Source organism: Vibrio chagasii, from assembly GCF_002954585.1.
Taxonomy (GTDB): domain Bacteria; phylum Pseudomonadota; class Gammaproteobacteria; order Enterobacterales; family Vibrionaceae; genus Vibrio; species Vibrio chagasii_A.
Window position 1 is genome coordinate 1,456,212 of the sequence record NZ_MSCI01000002.1, and the last position, 15,979, is coordinate 1,472,190.

Here is a 15,979-nt window from a genome sequence, read left to right on the forward strand (position 1 = left end):
AATGTGCTCATATTTTGAGGTTTATATATGTGGTGTAGATAGAGTTAAAATGACTAAGTAAAACCCGACGCTGATAGCAATCCCATATGGAATACCATCTTTGGCGTGTGGGTTTCTTTTAAATAAATTTCCACTCACTAGATAAGAGAAAGCTAAAATACCACCAGCAAAAGCGGTCAGAATATACGCCAACAATAAGTCGTTAATTGGAATGGTAAGCGACAAAATAACGACGTATTTAATATCTCCAGCCCCTATCCAAATCAGTTTGTAAAGAATGAGCCCAATAACTAACATCAATAAGGAGCTCATTATTTGAATATCTAGTGGAGACAAAAAACACTGCACAACGAGTAATATGTACAAGGCGTAATTTTGTATCTTGCGATAGAGAAAATCAGTGCCCGACACGTATACACTTAATACTGCCAGAGTCACTAAATACAATTCATGACTAAAAATTGGGATACCACCTAACCTATATGAAAATTAATCTTATTTAACATCATAAAACAACTAAGCCAGACCGATGCATACATTGGTCCGGCACAAATATCTTTCGATATTTTTTTAATATGTGTTTACTACTGTTTTGTTGTAGCAGTATTAATCTCGGTAGAAATTTTGCCAAATGCAGCTGAAAGCTTACCAATGAAGCCATCGCCATTTAATGCAGCAGCTAGTAACACAGCCATAGCAACACCAATAAGACCATATTCAATCGCAGTTACGCCGCGCTCATCGCTCTTAAATTGAGATAAAAACATGGTTGTTTTCACGTATAGCTTGGTAATCATTATTTATTCCTATAAGGGCTATTGAAAATTCTCCGGCATTATAATTAGCGCCCCAAGTTAAATAAAAATACCCCCTATCGACTTCGTCAATAGGCAGTTCAAAAAACAAGCAAAACAAAAGAAGGGAAAACACAATATATTAAAATAAAACCATACAAAACATAGAGTTAAATATGACTCTATATCAAAAGTGTGATATCAAATTTGATTTATAAACTTTAAGAAGTAAGATCCGGCTCAACCTTTTGATTATTTCCCCCTATAACCTTTAAGAACATATTAATTAGTGATTTATCAACTTTTATTATCCATTATAAAATTGTTGAAATACGAGGATCATCACGCTATTGTTCTTCGCATAAACAAACAATAAAGATTATAATTTTTTTGTGTCAAAGGTTAGTCGAATCATGAAACTACATTTCGAAAATATTGTTTCGTTCATTGCAGTAGTTGAAGAAGGTTCATTTAGCTCTGCTGCTCGCAAACTAGGAAAATCACAATCGACAGTTAGTACAGCTGTACAGAATCTAGAATCAGACTTAGGTTTCAATGTATTTAATAGAGAGCATTCTAAAGTTTGGTTAACAAAAAAAGGAGAGCGTCTATTCCAATTATCTTTACCCGTGGTATCGAAATATCGAGATTTGGTCACCGTCGCTCAACAAATGAATATATCAGACCAGATTGTCTATCGAGTAGGCATTGATCCATTGGTATATAATTCAGACGTAAAAAAGACACTCTTAGCTTTTTCTGAAGCATTCCCGAATGTCGACTTGCTTGTGGTCACTAAGCCTAGTTTTGTTCTTGGTAACTATATAAATGAAGGAAAGATAGACTTAGCGTTAGGCAACCCCTACCACAAGTCAAATTATGACTTCAACGTAGAGGAACTGTTCCACGTTGACTGCTGGTGGGTGGCTCATGAAGATTTAGGGCCTATAAAGTCACATGCACCGTCTCAACGGGTTCTATTGATGGATGGGTGCGAAGAACTGCTTAACTTGTCCAGTATCGCCGCATATAACCTCTGGCGATTAGATGATCTAGGAACCATTATCGATTTATGTAAGGCCCAAAAAGGCATCGCTTTCTTACCAGGTTTTTTGATCGATACTCATGTTAAAGATAATAAACTTAAGGTCATTACCGACCACCCTGATTTTTTTGGTAAACGAGTTATTGCTTCCCTTTTCTGGCAAATACATTCTGACTTTAGCTTGTTTAATCAATGGATAAAAAAAGAACTGAAATCTAGTACTAACTACCAGCAAACATTTGTTGCCGATTTGGCTCAATAACGCACTCTTATAATCGGGTAATTATGCTCTAGTACATTCAACGTCTTCGGAGTTGGTATTAATAAAACCAAACATCTTGATATAGTTTCGCAATAAAACATAAACTAAAAACATAATTAATTAAATTGTCATTTATTTGTTATATAGCTCATTGCTTATAGCTCTACCTTACACATCACCTTCTGATATGTATTTAATACGTCATCTAAACACCTTAAACGGGTGAGCTTGGCGCATATCATCTAGCAAGTAACAAATGTGAAGTTAAGCGTGTAGGGCTCATACCCAGAAAAGATCAATAACATCTGGTATTTAAGTAATGAGCTTACTATGAATTATATTGCGGTAAGGTAAGTTCGAGCCATGCCGATGTGCTATATAGCCCGACACATAATACTTGCTTCTGTACGGCTCTCACGCCACGTTATCCCTTACAGAAACACTTACGTGGATTGTAAGCAGAAACGTCACACATGGCATCGGATGTTGTCTATAGGTACAGGATCTAAGGAGAGTGAAGTGTCTGTAAATCGATGAACAAGTAAAATCTGCGAATTACAGGCACAAAAAAGCCCACACTAGGTGGGCTTTTTTGTTTGTTCCTAAAAACGAATAATGGTGCGTCCGAGTGAACTCGAATCACCGACCCCCGCCATGTCAAGGCGGTACTCTAACCAACTGAGCTACGGACGCACAATGTTCTTAATCTTCTTTATGACGATTGTGACTAAATCAAAAGCCGCTACTTTGACAAAAATTAACAGAAGGAATGGTGGGTCCGGGCGAACTCGAATCGCCGACCCCTACCATGTCAAGGTAGTACTCTAACCAACTGAGCTACGGACCCATTCCTTAAGAACGAGGAAGATATTAACGGCTGATTTATTGTGGCGCAAGTGGAAATTGCACTTGAATCAACCGTTTGCTCTTATTCGCATCAATGCGTTGATTTTTTAGACGTGAAAACAAAATAAACTTGAGTTAGGTCACACTGAACCAGTGCCCTACTCTTTGTTACTCTTCTTCTACATCGAAAACAACATTGTAGTTTTCGGTATAAGTACAGTTTGGTTGACGGCTGCACGTGAAGAAACGTCGTCCTTTGTAGTCACCTTGGCTAGCCAACTTGATGATCATCGGGCTGCCACACTTCTTACAGAACCTCACCTCTTTGTCCGGCTCGATCAAATCGATATGAGTCGCCAACAACCTTTTTAAGCGGCTCACTTGATAACTGTGTTTTACTGAAGCGCCAATAAGCGGTAAGCCAGCAGATTTACATACATGGATAAGCAGCTTCTCTCGGTCAGCTTTGCCTTTACTTAGCTCTTTACCATTATCAAGTTCGATGATCACGCGTGGCTCCAGCGTTCTTGGGTCGCACACCACAAAGTCAAAATAGCTACGAGAGATTTTGTTATTCGCGATAAACCAATTCTTCTTGGTATTCGTTTTTGCTGGTGCCAACACATTCGACATGTTTACTTTGGCAAACACGACACCGTGAGTACCTACCGCCGTAGTCAGTGCATTGTAAAACGCGGCTTGTTGCATGTTGAGCAACGCACCTCTCTTTTGATAAGCGTGGTCTTTGGTGTCGTCATGTTTGAATACGTACTTCTGAATGAAGTAAAAGAAGACAACAAGTACCACTACAACGATAAATATATTGGTCATTAGTAAAACACAGTCAAAGATTCAGGGAGATAAAGAATTTGTAGCGTAAGTAGAAAACAAGAAACTGGCAAGAAAAAGAGAATCAGTTGTTAACGATAATCACGTGCTTTAGAAGATATCAGTTACCTAAGTGCTTGATAGTGAATTTTGGCACCTCGACACAGCTCTCTTATTTGAACATTGTTCAACTATTCAAGCACCTGATTGATCTAGATCAATTCTCAGCATTTTGTGATCAATCAGCCTAAAAAACGTTAGCCAAATGTTAATAAGGAAATTGATATGGAACTCAAACAAGACCCAAGATGTTATACCGACGTATGTGTAGATGGTAAATGGTTCCACTATGACCACTGTGGCACTCAAGCCTATATGCTTAAAGGCGGCGCCTCTGCAGTCATCGAGCTTGCAAAAGAGCCAACCACAGAGGGTGAGTTGGTTGAGATGCTGCAAGGTATAGCCAAATAACATAAACCAATTACATAGCTAAAATCGTTAATACTCCCTACCTCCCCAACACATTTTACTATTAGCGACAGTAAACCCAACACCAAACTCAGCTATAAATATAAAATAAGAAGCTAGAATCAAAACATAAATCTAAGTTTTCCTTCATTAACCAGCCCACTATATGGAATAGCATTTCATATGAGAGTATGCTTTTACTTTAATTTCTTTATATAGGCGCTCTTAAAGATGGTTAAGCGTAGTAAGATCGATACCTGTCGCACTATTCAACTCATCCTCGATACCAGCTGTCATCAGTTATTGACGGTTGGCTACGAAAACATGTCTTACACCACACTAACCCAAGCAACCAAAATCTCAAGAACGGGAATCAGCCATCCTTTCCCTACGAAGACTGACTTTCTGATGGCATTAGAAGGACGATTCTTAAAACTTTTAGTTGATCATCTGACGATTAATGAAGGAGGTGAAGCGTTGGAACTGTCTTGGCAGAAAGCCCTTCAAAGCAAAGAGTTTACAGCTATTCTTGGGCACTGATTGGCGACTGCAAGTGCAGCGTTTAACTTTCCTTCCGCCAACAGCACTTCACTGTACGCTCTTAGTACGAGTATTTTATATCGATTGCTCACTTTATCGCTGTTGAGCGCTTCTGCCTTTTCATAAGCAATACGACCGTTGATTAAATCACCACTACTTAAGTAACTGAACGATTCGTTGATATAAAGGATGTCAATGGCTTCATCTTCAAATAGACCACTGTCAAAATAGAGCTTTTTGGCTTTTTCTAGAATGCCTAGTGCTTTCGGCCAATCTTCTAAGTAGATGTAAAGCAAAGCCATGTTCGACATGAGCTTGCTGTTATAAATATGCTTTGGGTACTTCTTCCCTAGTTGTAACCCTTTATGGAAGAAGTACTGCGCATCTTGAAGGTCATTACGCACATTATTGATTGCACCCGCCGTGTTGTAAGCTTTAACCAATAGCTCATCGTAACGAATCGACTCTGCAATCCCGATAGCGGAACGAACCTGAATTTCAGACGCTGCAAGGTCGCCCTCTTTAAGATATTCAATTGCAGATTCAACCAATGACTTCGATTTCAACCACAACATACCTTCTTGTTCAGCAAGGTTGTTGATCTCGTCTAAATATCCCATCACGGCTTTAGTGTCTTGCTGATGTTGCGCCACGTTCGTCAATATCATAAGACGGTACGCTTTTTAGATGGCTAAGTCTCTTGTTGGATGCAGGCGAGGTAGTTGAGCCAGCGCTTTATCAGCGAATATGGGATCGCTTCGAGACAAATCGAGAATATGAATTAGCTTTTTTCCATATTCTGTTTTAGAAAGTTCTTTTTCTGGGGTGTAAACAGCGGGCTCGTTGACTTGCGAGTTAGTCAAATCTACATCGTTGATTGGATACAGCAGAAAGAAGCCCAGAAAAGCACTCATTGTAACAACAAGCAGGAATGACCCTAAAACATTGTTTTTATTCATTTATAAGTGCCATTATCAATCGCATAGTTCTCTTACTATTCGGGCAGTGTTCTTACTTTCTGCATGGTTAATTTCGGTTTGCAGTATACCCGAGCAATATACAGATTAAAATTTTGTCAACTTATAGAACTGGATCTTGTTTTTCTCATAATCTGGAATATTCAGGCGGTTTTCTTGATTTAACTCAGGCAATCATCCTACAAAGAGGCGTTATAGTGATTTTCCTGGTCCTATAGCCGTGACTTCTAAGGAAAGAGCGGACACATAATGAGAATTAACAATGACCCAAATTAATGAACAACGTCTAGTCGACCATTTCTGCGATCTTGTGAAAATCGATAGTGAATCTCGCAACGAAAAAGCGATTGCTGAAGCGCTAGCTGAGCAGTTAGGCGAACTAGGTTTTGACGTACATAAACTGGCGGTTCCTGAAGAAGTATCGAATGGCTTCAACATCTACGCGCGTTTAGACGGCACGCTACCGGGTAGCACAGTATTCAGCTGCCACATGGACACAGTAACCCCAGGTATCGGCATTGAGCCAATCATCGAAGATGGCATCATCCGTTCAAAGGGCAACACTATCCTAGGTGGTGACGACAAGTCTGGCATTGCGGCTATCATGGAAGCCGTTCGCTGCATTCAAGCTGAAGGTCAAGCACACAAGACCATTGAAATTGCATTCACCGTATTCGAAGAAGGCGGTCTATTCGGGTCTTTGAACTTCGATATGTCTTACATTCAATCTGAGCATGCCATCGTTCTAGATACAGGCGGCCCTATCGGCACAATCGTAAATGCTGCTCCAGGCCAACAAAAGATCGTTGCAACTATCAAAGGTCGCCCTGCTCACGCTGGGCTAGCACCAGAAGAAGGCATCAGTGCAATTCAAGTAGCAGCAGACGCTATTACTAAAATGAACCTACTTCGTATTGATGAAGAAACAACTGCGAACGTGGGTATTGTTGAAGGCGGTCAAGCGACTAACATCGTTATGCCAGAACTAAAAGTGGTTGCGGAAGCTCGCTCACTAAATGGCGACAAGCTAACAGCGCAAGTTGAACATATGATTTCAACGTTTGAAGAGAGCGCAAAGCAATTCGGTGCTGAAGTCGAAATCGAATCAACTCGTGCTTACGATGCATTCGTTATTGCAGACGATCATCCCCACATTCTTTCGATCAAATCGGCATTCGAGAAGCTTGGCGTAACAGCAAACACCAAACGCACTGGCGGCGGTAGCGATGCAAACAACTTCAATGCGAAAGGTCTAACTACGGTTAACCTATCTACTGGTATGGCGAAAGTTCACACCACTGAAGAGTACATCGCAGTGAAAGACATGGTTGCTATCACTGAGTTTGTTGTGGCTTACGTAACGCAATAATCTTACTTCTAAGCGAGATGAAGAACATCATCTAGCCAATATCAAAAAGCCGAGTTCATGTTGGACTCGGCTTTTTTGTTGTTCAAATTTGTCTAGAGGTTCGAGGCTAGAACCCTCTACGCTTCCAGAACTGGCCTTCGTCTTTTGCTACTAGGTCGAATGTCTTGTCTGCGATGATGTTGCCTTTGAGTTCGACCGTCATGCGCCATTTACCGATCTTGTTTGAGACTGGTGCCCAAATGGTGTCGCCTAGGTAGAAATCCCAATCGTTATTGCCGACGTACTCTTCACCATCGAATGGCTCAAGCACTTCGCCTTTATCGGTCGTGATATCCGGGTGGTAAATGCAGTAACGAATTTTTTCGCCTTTGGCTTTTTTAATGTTCAAGATATAGCCAAATTCAACGTCGATTTCAGCGTCAACGGTGGTTGTGAACTCTTGGATTTTAGGTAGGTCTTTAGACTTAGAATCCCACGTGGAGTAAATACCGTAAGAAGTCATCTCTACGACAACAGAACGTTTTGCCATTTCAATCGTTACCTTGGAATTGCTTTGTTAGTTTAATATGAGGGATCGCCCACTCTATAGAGCAGCACGAATGTTGAGCTACTCTTGCCAATCTCTCGCCATACGCTTGATCACTGATGGTTCAATGTCGTGAATAGTTCCGTAGTTTTCTCGACAAACTTCAATCACTAAATCCGCTTTGTATTTGAGCGCAAGTTGACGATAAGCCTTCATTTCCCAGTGTTTGATGAAGGTATTCGATACGACAACGTCCTTCCCTTGCTTTAGACCATTTTCAGCGGTGTTCTGGCACCACTCATGGGCCTGTTGTAACTGTTTAGGGTCAAAGCAGTACTCACCTTGTTCGTTGACAAAATACATATCGGCTTCGACATGCAAGGCGTCATAAGTTTTTGCTTTTGTTGACTTACCCGAACCTGGCAGCCCTCGAATGAGTATTAACTTCATTGATACATTACGGCTTAAATCAAAAGCATGAGTTTATCGTAAATAATACTCTGTTGCTCTGATTACTACCGATACCAGCACTTAAGCACTCTTCTACACGTCTTGGCATTGTTGAGCGAGACAATAACCACAAGAAAACTAAGTGCTCTCTCGATAAAAACACAAATAATTTACAACTATCCATTTTGTATATCGACAAGCGTATCAAACTATTATAGATTTAGATGTATAGACGTCTATATATCTAGCTTAGGGAGAAAGCTGTGCCTATCCGCATTCCAGACCAATTGCCAGCGAGCGATGTTCTTCGTGAAGAAAACATCTTTGTTATGCCGCTATCAAGAGCATCGACACAGGAAATCCGTCCACTTCGAGTCTTGATCCTCAACCTAATGCCGAAGAAGATTGAAACCGAAACTCAATTCTTACGCCTACTATCGAACAGCCCGTTGCAAGTGGATGTTGAACTGCTTCGAATCGATGACCGTCCAAGTAAAAATACACCGACTGAGCACCTCGATAACTTTTACCGTCAATTTGAGATGGTGAAAAACCGTAACTTTGATGGATTGATCATCACTGGTGCGCCATTAGGTTTGGTTCAGTTTGAAGATGTTATCTACTGGGATCACCTAAAAACCATCATGGAGTGGGCTAACAAGCACGTTACCTCGACTCTTTATGTGTGCTGGGCTGCTCAAGCGGGCTTGAAATTGCTGTATGACTTACCGAAGCGTACTCGCAAAGAGAAGCTTTCGGGCGTTTACAATCACGAGATTCATAACCCTTACCACCCTATTCTGCGTGGTTTTGATGACACCTTCTTAGCACCACACTCTCGCTATGCAGATTTCTCACCCGAGTATCTAGCAGAGCATACTGACCTTGATGTCCTTGCGACGTCAGATGTCGCTGGTGTGTATCTCGCGGCAACCAAAGACAAGCGAAACGTGTTTGTGACCGGTCACCCTGAATACGATGCGCATACGCTTCACAACGAATACATCCGTGATTTGGGTGAAGGTATGGAGCCAGTCATCCCTATTAACTACTATCCAAACAATAACCCAGACAACAAACCCGTTGCGAGCTGGCGAAGTCACGGGCACTTACTGTTCTCAAACTGGCTAAACTACTGCGTTTACCAACAAACGCCTTACGATTTGGATCACTTCAGCGAAGAAAACTTCACCAAAGACGATTAATTCTTCGCTGGTTTATCAAGGATACAATGTTGCGCCCAACAAGCTGTTTACTTCTGTGATGTTAGAAACATGCTTATTGGGCGCAGCTTTTTTATGGAGAGTGGATCGCATTCCACCATAGATTTACCACCTTATGTTTACCAATTTCATATGATTGTCTGGTGTTCATAAGGAGCTTCACATGCCTGCCAAGTCATTGTTTTCAAATCCCCTAATCTCAGCTCTGATTGCTTCTATCTCATTGTCTGGCTGTGTCTCTGTAACAGAAGGACCACCGAAAATAGAAAGCGATCCTATTGCGATGTCAGAATCTCGCATTGAATTAGGTTTGGGGTACATGGGCCAAGGCAACATGGTAAGGGCGCGTGAAAACCTAGAACTTGCTATCAAACATGCACCAAGTTATTACCGTGCTCGACTCTCAATGGCCCATTACTATGAACAAGTGGGTGAAGTCGATGAAGCGAGGTCTGCGTATCGAAAAGCGTTAAGCCTAGACTCAAGAAACGGAAACGTGCTCAATAACTACGGGACGTTTTTGTGTAAGCAAGGCGAGTATAAACAGGCCGATAAGTACTTTAATCGCGCCATTGACCAGCCCTACTACTACTTAGTATCCGCCAGTTATGAGAACGCAGCTTTTTGCGCATTTAAGGCAGGTAATACAGAACAAGCCAAGTATTACTTCACACGCGCCATTGACCATGATCCGAACCGAGTAAAGTCGATATTACAGTTATCTAAAATTGAAGTGAGTGAAGCCGATTATAACGACGCTAGGCTTCGTCTGTTTAAGTTCCACCAGCGATATGGTTATCAAATTCCATCGCTTCAAATTTTAGTCGATCTCGAAAAGAAAGCCGGAAACCATGCGCTTGAGAAGAAGTACCAAAGTAAGTTGGATGAATTGCTCTCTGCTTAACCAAATCTGATAAAAAATGGGCTTGTTGATTGAACAACAAGCCCGTTTTATTTAATAGAAATAACGATACTTTCTAGTTTAACGTGTGAACCGTTATTTAAGCGCGATCCATTCTTGTCTTTGCCCGTCGTCCATAAAAGTCCATGCTACAAAGCGACTCACTTTCTGGCCTTGAGACATCTCTACGACTTTCACTTGTTTCGCTTTAAGCTTACCAAGCTCAGAACGAAGCATATCAACGTTGTCTTTCTTCGAAATTAGCGTCGTGAACCACAGCACTTGAGTCGCAAACAATTGGCTCTCTCTTGCCATTTTCATGATGAATGCTGCTTCCCCACCTGGGCACCATAACTCCGCTTTTTGACCGCCAAAGTTTAAGGTTGGCTTATTTTGCTTGGCTTTTTTCGCTTCAGGTTTGAACGTTTGGCCCGCTTTCTTAGCTCGGTTTGCCGCTAGGTTGTCTAGTTTACGCTGTGTGCCCTTTTCTGCTTCCTCTAAAGAAGAGTGGAATGGAGGGTTGCAAATAGTGACATCGTAACGTTCGTTATCTTTGATCACGCCCTTAAAGATAGATTCGGAGTCCGCTTGCAAACGTGCTTTGATCTTACCCTTTAAGTTAACGTTGCTTGCAGCAATGAAATTCGCGGCTTTCACCGACACAGGGTCAACATCACTACCGGTGCAACGCCATTTGTATTCCGTGGCGCCGATAATTGGGTAGATACAGTTCGCACCAACACCGATGTCTAGCGCTTTCACGGATTGATGATTATAAGGTTCACCCTGACCATCGCTATTAAGAATGTCTGCCACTCTATGAATGTAGTCCGCTCGACCAGGAATCGGCGGGCACAAGTATCCAACCGGAATATCCCAGTGCTTAACACCATAGTGATGCGCCAATAACGCTTTGTTGAGTAGTTTAACCGCCAATGGATCAGAGAAATTGATCGTGTCTTCACCTACTGGATTCTTAATTAAGTGCGCTTTTAATTCTGGTAAAGCCGCGACCAATAGCTCGAAGTCGTAACGCCCTGTGTGCTGGTTTCTTGGGTGCAAACCCGCTGCTGGCTTTACGGTATTCTTATTGCGTTGTGAACCTCCGGTGCGCTTCGAGCCAGAAGGCTTTTGAGAGCCGCTCGATCTTTTTGGTGCGTTCTTATTAGAAGTGTCTTTTTTAAAAGGAGCTTTGCCCTTCCCGCCTTTGTTGTTTGGTTTACCAGAAGCTCGCTTAGCTTTGTTCTGTCCAGTCGCTTTTGAATCCGCACGGTTACGGTTTGCATCAGAAGCACTGTTTTTTGATAGGCTTAGCGTGGTTCTTTTTTGTGATTGGCTCATTGGGCTACTTCTTTAAATCTTGATAAATCATGAACAAACGGGCATCTAACTCTAATTGATGATATTCCGGTTCCATGTGACAGCATAGTTGGTAAAAGGCTTTGTCGTGGTCTTTCTCTTTGATGTGTGCCAGTTCATGTACCACTAGCATTCTCAACAAAGGCTCAGGGGCATTACGAAATACACTGGCGATACGAATCTCATTCTTCGATTTGATCTTACCACCGTGGTTTTTGGCGACATAAGAGTGCAAACCTAATGCATTGTTGATTAGGTGGATCTTGCCATCATAAATCACTTTACTAATGGGTGGTGTTTTCTTCATATAGCGATTTTTAATCTCAATCGCATAATCAAACAGGGCTTTCTCGCTTTTTATTTCATGATTCTTTGGGTAGCGAGCTTCAAACCACGGCACCAATTTACCTGACTCAACAAGCTGAGTAACAGGATCGATAATGTGTTTAGGATAGCCTTGAATATAGCGTAATGAAGGATGCATGCTGAAAGACCGTACAAGTTGCGTCACATCAAAACGTTGTGACGTCGAAAATTGAGCCGCATAGTGTAACTGATCACACTTTTCTAATCACCTAGGATTCGTTACACTTTAACGAGATTCACCAAGAGCTAGACTCAAAAAGAGACTGTAAAGATGAAACGTGTTGTATTGTACGTGGCAGACAAATGCCCGCACTGTAAAGATGCTCAAAGATATTTGGACTCTAAGAAGATTGTTTACCGCTTAACGAATGCCAAGATGCAACGCGGCCGTAAAGAATTACAAGCGATGGGCGCTCGCTCTATCCCAGTGCTTAAAATCGGTGACCAGATTATGGTCGGATGGAACCAAAAGAACTTCGATAAGATGTATAACTCAAAAAACACTTAACACTATGTAAGTTGCTATACCTCTTTACAACAAAGCCCGAATATCTCACCCAAGATATTCGGGCTTTGTGTTATCAGTATCGGAAACCAAGGTCTACCTTTCCCTTTTCGCCACTATCCTTTTACCTTCAGAACGCTACTGCAAGACGCGCATCTGTATTTCTCTTTTATACCGAGAACTTTGTCGACTGATGTTCTACGCACTCTAATGAGCCTTCGTTCTTTACACTTACATTTCATGGAGCTAGGGTTGCCTAATTGACTAATTTAAAGACAGATAATATCTCCCAGTCACCACTTGTTAACCATATTGTAGGGCACACATTTTTCACAGAATAATATAATCGACGAATTAATTTTCAAACGGGCTCATTACTCTCATCTCAATACCTAGCCCTTTATTTTAAAGACAGTATCGCACTTGCTGCATTTATATCGACCCTTGATTCCTAACACTCGGTCGAGAAACGTTCTACGAGTTCGTATTAACGTTTGCTCCTTACATCCACATTTCATAGTCCCTCACTAACTACTCAAAAAGTACTAGTATTATTTAACGGGCATGCATACCAAGTAAATTAGAAACTGTTAATATCCGCGCCACAAATAGTGATACGCGTCTCATAAATCCATGATAAATGTGATATTAGTCCCAAGTATTTACGAGGTTAATATGTTACTAATCACACATATTGTTTAACGAAATCGATAAAGGTTCTGTCAGCTTTGGACAAATAGCCCTCTTTTCGCCACGCCAAAGATAGATTGAGTTTTACTGGGTCTTTAAATGGCACACCAACAACGTTGTCTTCATATTCTGTTACTAAGCTAAGCAATGCAGTAATAGCGAACTCACGCTTTACAATGGAGAGAATCATTGGCAACAAGTTAGTCTCGAATGCGATGGTCATATCTAAATCGTATTTTTTGCAGGTCGCATCAATGAAATCACGATGGAAGTACCCTGATTTAAACATGATCAACTCTTGCTCAAAAAACTCTTCAAAGGTGATGGATGACTGTGACGCCAATGGGTGCTCTTTACCGACAACAGCTAACATTTCAGAACTGAGTAAGTGGTCAGTTTCTAGGTCATCCGGTACATTTTCATGATTGATAACACCGATATCGAGTTCGCCGTTTAATAGCATTTCACGAATCGATGCTGTGCCCGCATCAATCAACGTTAGCTTGAGATTTGGGTATTGGCTTTTAAATGCCATAACGACTTGTGGGAAGAAGTAGCTCCCCATCATGCTTGGGGCTCCCAAACGAACCTCCCCTTTTTCCAAGCCTTTCAATTCATTCATCGCCAACTCAGCGTCATCAAACTGCTGCGCGATACGCTTGGCATGCTCAAGTAGTACTTTCCCTTCTTCCGTTAGAGTGACCGATTTATCTCCTCTTCGGAACAGAATCAGATCAAGTGTTTGCTCCAGCTTTTTTATAGATATGCTTAAAGCTGGCTGAGCGATATGTAACGCTTTTGCTGCTTGGGTAAAGTTGCCAAACTGAGCTACGGTAAGAAAATGTCGAAGGGGTTTTGATTCAAGCATATTGATATATTAAATATATGAAGATGATATTTTTAATATATTTCTTTAATCACCATTGTGCTGATAACTTGTTCACAAATAGCTTAATCCCTCGCATAGGCACAAGATAAATGTTCGATAAAGGCAGTACTCAATACAAACGGATCACTCAATCATTAGCGATTGGGTCATTTATCATTTTCTGTAATCTTTATGTGTTTCAACCTATCTTGCCGCACATGGCAGAACACTTCCAAGTATCTGAAACCCATATTAACTGGCTATTTGCTGCAACCACACTGGGGTTATCCATTAGCTTAGTACCGTGGGCCATCGCTTCAGAGTCATTTGGTCGAAAGCCTATCATTCTATTTAGCCTTTTTGCGATTCCACTGATTGGTTTAGGTATGGCATTTACCACCACGCTGTTGCAACTCGTGATTGCTAGAGCATTGATGGGGATCGCGGTCGCAGCTTTCGCAGGTGTTGCTGTCGCCTATATGGTGGAGGAGCTCACGCCCAAAGCCTTTGCAGTCGCGATTGGTGGCTATATTGCTGCCAACTCATTAGGGGGTATCTTTGGCCGTGTGTTAGGCGGCTTGCTGACAGACTATTTCGATTGGCACGCTACCGTGCTGATCTTTGTTGCGGGCTCGCTATTAGGCGCTTTATTGATTGCCTATCGACTACCAGACCAGCAAAACTTCAAGCCGCAAAAAGGGCTGTTCTTTCATCATAATCGCTCAGTTGTGATGCATTTACGCAACCGTACCTTGTGGCTTGCTATGTTGATTGGTGGAGCCAACTTCGCTCTGTTCGTTAACCTGTATTCCGTAATGGGCTTTAGATTGGTGTCAGAACCTCACTCCGTTCCAGTTGGCCTAGCATCACTGATCTTTCTCTGCTACCTAGCGGGTACCGTCAGCTCGAAGCTGTCTAACAAATGGACGCTACGTTTCGACCCGTTAAACGGAATTCTGTTAGGTGTGTTTATAAGCTTGCTAGGAATGCTGGTATCTGCGGTTGATGAGATTCCTTTCATGCTTGCAGGGTTATTGCTGATAAGTGGCGGGGCTTTCTTCTCGCATACCCTAGCCTACTCTTGGGTCAGTCAAAAAGCACCAAGCGCCAAAGCGACGGCAACAGCACTCTACCTTGTGCACTACTATATTGGTGGCAGTTTGGGCGGGTTCTTACTCTTGTACTGCTGGCAGTTATTTGGTTGGAATGGCGTGATTGCAGGAGGCTCAGTCTTCTATGTCGCGATATTTGCTTGGGTCTACCAGTTGAAACAACTTCAAGTATCGACACCTAAACTCGCTGAAGCGTAGAAACAACAGCATTTTCAAGACAATTAGTGCTTTTGATTAACAACCGTTCTGATATCCTACGCAAAATTTCATTTCGGAACCTGCTATGTCGAACACTCAAAACACTGATCTTCAAACCATCCATGACCAAGTAAAACAATGGTTAGACGATGTTGTTATTGGCCTAAACCTTTGCCCATTTGCAGCAAAGCCACAACGTAATAAGCAGATTAAGATCTTTGTGAGTGAAGCAGAAACCGAAGAGGCATTGCTAGAAGATATTATGACTCAATTTGTGGAGTTGGATAACACACCAGTCGCTGAGCTAGAAACGACTCTGGTGGTTGTTCCTAACATGCTGCAAGATTTCTTCGATTACAACATGTTCATCGATTGGGTAGAAGCTTTGATTAAGCAGCAAGACTGGGAAGGCGTTTACCAAGTGGCGACCTTCCATCCTGATTACTGTTTTGGCGGTGCGGATCCTGAAGACGATGAAAACCTAACCAACCGCTCCCCTTATCCGGTTTACCATTTAATTCGTGAAGCGAGCATGGAAAAGGTGTTGAAGCATTACCCTAACCCTGAAGCGATTCCAGATACCAACATCGCTCGAGTTGAATCGTTAACGCCAGAAGAGCGTCGCAAACTGTTCCCGTACCTGTTTAGTTAA

The 15,979-nt window shown here is 41.9% G+C and carries 17 protein-coding genes, 2 tRNA genes and 1 pseudogene; 9 read left to right on the forward strand and 11 right to left on the reverse strand.

The features are described from left to right. Positions 1-21: 21 nt before the first annotated feature. Positions 22-447, reverse strand: coding sequence for an A24 family peptidase (locus tag BTO10_RS14820; RefSeq protein ID WP_105025035.1), 426 nt, complete (start codon positions 445-447; stop codon positions 22-24). A 137-nt stretch (positions 448-584) separates the two neighbouring features. Next, on the reverse strand, positions 585-797 hold the full coding sequence (locus BTO10_RS14825; RefSeq protein ID WP_105025036.1) for a Flp family type IVb pilin: 213 nt from the start codon (positions 795-797) through the stop codon (positions 585-587). 410 nt (positions 798-1,207) lie between these two features. Here BTO10_RS14825 and BTO10_RS14830 point away from each other — a divergent pair, with 410 nt between their 5' ends. Beyond that, the gene (locus BTO10_RS14830) at positions 1,208-2,101 is read left to right on the forward strand and encodes a LysR family transcriptional regulator (RefSeq protein WP_105025037.1); all 894 of its coding nucleotides are present in this window, start codon (positions 1,208-1,210) and stop codon (positions 2,099-2,101) included. Positions 2,102-2,717: 616 nt separating this feature from the next. Here BTO10_RS14830 and BTO10_RS14835 read toward each other — a convergent pair. The 3 genes from BTO10_RS14835 to BTO10_RS14845 form a co-directional block, all read right to left on the reverse strand. Further along, positions 2,718-2,794, reverse strand: a tRNA-Val gene (locus BTO10_RS14835). A gap of 77 nt (positions 2,795-2,871) precedes the next feature. Beyond that, positions 2,872-2,948 (reverse strand) — tRNA-Val (locus BTO10_RS14840). 167 nt (positions 2,949-3,115) lie between these two features. Further along, entirely contained in the window at positions 3,116-3,778 is a 663-nt protein-coding gene (locus BTO10_RS14845) for a DUF2726 domain-containing protein (protein ID WP_105025038.1), read from the reverse strand. Positions 3,779-4,060: 282 nt separating this feature from the next. On the opposite strand from BTO10_RS14845, the gene BTO10_RS14850 reads away from it, so the two are divergent. Together BTO10_RS14850 and BTO10_RS14855 are read left to right on the forward strand one after the other, a co-directional pair. Further along, positions 4,061-4,246: a hypothetical protein gene (locus tag BTO10_RS14850; RefSeq protein WP_105025039.1), complete on the forward strand. Its 186-nt coding sequence runs from the start codon at positions 4,061-4,063 to the stop codon at positions 4,244-4,246. Between the two features lie 228 nt (positions 4,247-4,474). After that, a complete protein-coding gene (locus BTO10_RS14855) occupies positions 4,475-4,783 on the forward strand; it encodes a TetR/AcrR family transcriptional regulator (RefSeq protein WP_181143984.1) in 309 nt (102 codons plus the stop codon). Here the strand turns inward: BTO10_RS14855 and BTO10_RS14860 are convergent. After that, a pseudogene (locus tag BTO10_RS14860) lies at positions 4,777-5,742 on the reverse strand (GGDEF domain-containing protein); the annotation flags it as partial. The gene BTO10_RS14855 and the pseudogene BTO10_RS14860 overlap by 7 nt on opposite strands. 280 nt (positions 5,743-6,022) lie before the next feature. Here BTO10_RS14860 and BTO10_RS14865 point away from each other — a divergent pair. Beyond that, a complete protein-coding gene (locus tag BTO10_RS14865; protein ID WP_105025040.1) occupies positions 6,023-7,129 on the forward strand; it encodes a M20/M25/M40 family metallo-hydrolase in 1,107 nt (368 codons plus the stop codon). Between the two features lie 106 nt (positions 7,130-7,235). Here BTO10_RS14865 and BTO10_RS14870 read toward each other — a convergent pair whose 3' ends face one another. Further along, positions 7,236-7,658 (reverse strand): DUF3859 domain-containing protein, encoded by a 423-nt coding sequence (locus BTO10_RS14870; protein ID WP_004739678.1) that lies wholly within the window; start codon positions 7,656-7,658, stop codon positions 7,236-7,238. Between the two features lie 78 nt (positions 7,659-7,736). Beyond that, a complete protein-coding gene (locus tag BTO10_RS14875; RefSeq protein ID WP_004739680.1) occupies positions 7,737-8,105 on the reverse strand; it encodes an AAA family ATPase in 369 nt (122 codons plus the stop codon). 263 nt (positions 8,106-8,368) lie between these two features. Here BTO10_RS14875 and metA point away from each other — a divergent pair, with 263 nt between their 5' ends. Then, positions 8,369-9,310 carry a homoserine O-acetyltransferase MetA gene (gene metA, locus BTO10_RS14880; protein ID WP_004739682.1) on the forward strand — a complete coding sequence of 314 codons (942 nt, stop codon included), beginning with the start codon at positions 8,369-8,371 and terminating at the stop codon, positions 9,308-9,310. Between the two features lie 181 nt (positions 9,311-9,491). Then, positions 9,492-10,232: a type IV pilus biogenesis/stability protein PilW gene (gene pilW, locus BTO10_RS14885; RefSeq protein ID WP_105025041.1), complete on the forward strand. Its 741-nt coding sequence runs from the start codon at positions 9,492-9,494 to the stop codon at positions 10,230-10,232. A gap of 93 nt (positions 10,233-10,325) precedes the next feature. On the opposite strand, the gene rlmF is transcribed toward pilW, so the two are convergent. Further along, on the reverse strand, positions 10,326-11,570 hold the full coding sequence (gene rlmF / locus BTO10_RS14890; RefSeq protein ID WP_105025042.1) for a 23S rRNA (adenine(1618)-N(6))-methyltransferase RlmF: 1,245 nt from the start codon (positions 11,568-11,570) through the stop codon (positions 10,326-10,328). 4 nt (positions 11,571-11,574) lie between these two features. Then, positions 11,575-12,072, reverse strand: coding sequence for a M48 metallopeptidase family protein (locus BTO10_RS14895; protein WP_105025043.1), 498 nt, complete (start codon positions 12,070-12,072; stop codon positions 11,575-11,577). Positions 12,073-12,225: 153 nt separating this feature from the next. On the opposite strand from BTO10_RS14895, the gene BTO10_RS14900 reads away from it, so the two are divergent. Then, complete coding sequence (locus tag BTO10_RS14900) at positions 12,226-12,462, forward strand: glutaredoxin family protein (protein ID WP_004741645.1); 237 nt, start codon at positions 12,226-12,228, stop codon at positions 12,460-12,462. Between the two features lie 682 nt (positions 12,463-13,144). Here the strand turns inward: BTO10_RS14900 and BTO10_RS14905 are convergent. Next, positions 13,145-14,017, reverse strand: a complete 873-nt coding sequence (locus tag BTO10_RS14905) for a LysR family transcriptional regulator (RefSeq protein ID WP_105025044.1) — start codon at positions 14,015-14,017, stop codon at positions 13,145-13,147. Between the two features lie 110 nt (positions 14,018-14,127). Here BTO10_RS14905 and BTO10_RS14910 point away from each other — a divergent pair, with 110 nt between their 5' ends. After that, positions 14,128-15,327: an MFS transporter gene (locus tag BTO10_RS14910; protein WP_105025045.1), complete on the forward strand. Its 1,200-nt coding sequence runs from the start codon at positions 14,128-14,130 to the stop codon at positions 15,325-15,327. 85 nt (positions 15,328-15,412) lie between these two features. Beyond that, positions 15,413-15,979, forward strand: coding sequence for a DUF1415 domain-containing protein (locus BTO10_RS14915; RefSeq protein WP_004741642.1), 567 nt, complete (start codon positions 15,413-15,415; stop codon positions 15,977-15,979).

Coding starts and splice junctions, on each gene's coding strand:
- BTO10_RS14825 (WP_105025036.1), bottom strand. CDS start 797: ATGATTACCAAGCTATACGTGAAAACAACCATGTTTTTATCTCAATTT.
- BTO10_RS14830 (WP_105025037.1), top strand. CDS start 1,208: ATGAAACTACATTTCGAAAATATTGTTTCGTTCATTGCAGTAGTTGAA.
- BTO10_RS14845 (WP_105025038.1), bottom strand. CDS start 3,778: ATGACCAATATATTTATCGTTGTAGTGGTACTTGTTGTCTTCTTTTAC.
- BTO10_RS14850 (WP_105025039.1), top strand. CDS start 4,061: ATGGAACTCAAACAAGACCCAAGATGTTATACCGACGTATGTGTAGAT.
- BTO10_RS14855 (WP_181143984.1), top strand. CDS start 4,475: ATGGTTAAGCGTAGTAAGATCGATACCTGTCGCACTATTCAACTCATC.
- BTO10_RS14865 (WP_105025040.1), top strand. CDS start 6,023: ATGACCCAAATTAATGAACAACGTCTAGTCGACCATTTCTGCGATCTT.
- BTO10_RS14870 (WP_004739678.1), bottom strand. CDS start 7,658: ATGGCAAAACGTTCTGTTGTCGTAGAGATGACTTCTTACGGTATTTAC.
- BTO10_RS14875 (WP_004739680.1), bottom strand. CDS start 8,105: ATGAAGTTAATACTCATTCGAGGGCTGCCAGGTTCGGGTAAGTCAACA.
- pilW (WP_105025041.1), top strand. CDS start 9,492: ATGCCTGCCAAGTCATTGTTTTCAAATCCCCTAATCTCAGCTCTGATT.
- rlmF (WP_105025042.1), bottom strand. CDS start 11,570: ATGAGCCAATCACAAAAAAGAACCACGCTAAGCCTATCAAAAAACAGT.
- BTO10_RS14895 (WP_105025043.1), bottom strand. CDS start 12,072: ATGCATCCTTCATTACGCTATATTCAAGGCTATCCTAAACACATTATC.
- BTO10_RS14900 (WP_004741645.1), top strand. CDS start 12,226: ATGAAACGTGTTGTATTGTACGTGGCAGACAAATGCCCGCACTGTAAA.
- BTO10_RS14905 (WP_105025044.1), bottom strand. CDS start 14,017: ATGCTTGAATCAAAACCCCTTCGACATTTTCTTACCGTAGCTCAGTTT.
- BTO10_RS14910 (WP_105025045.1), top strand. CDS start 14,128: ATGTTCGATAAAGGCAGTACTCAATACAAACGGATCACTCAATCATTA.
- BTO10_RS14915 (WP_004741642.1), top strand. CDS start 15,413: ATGTCGAACACTCAAAACACTGATCTTCAAACCATCCATGACCAAGTA.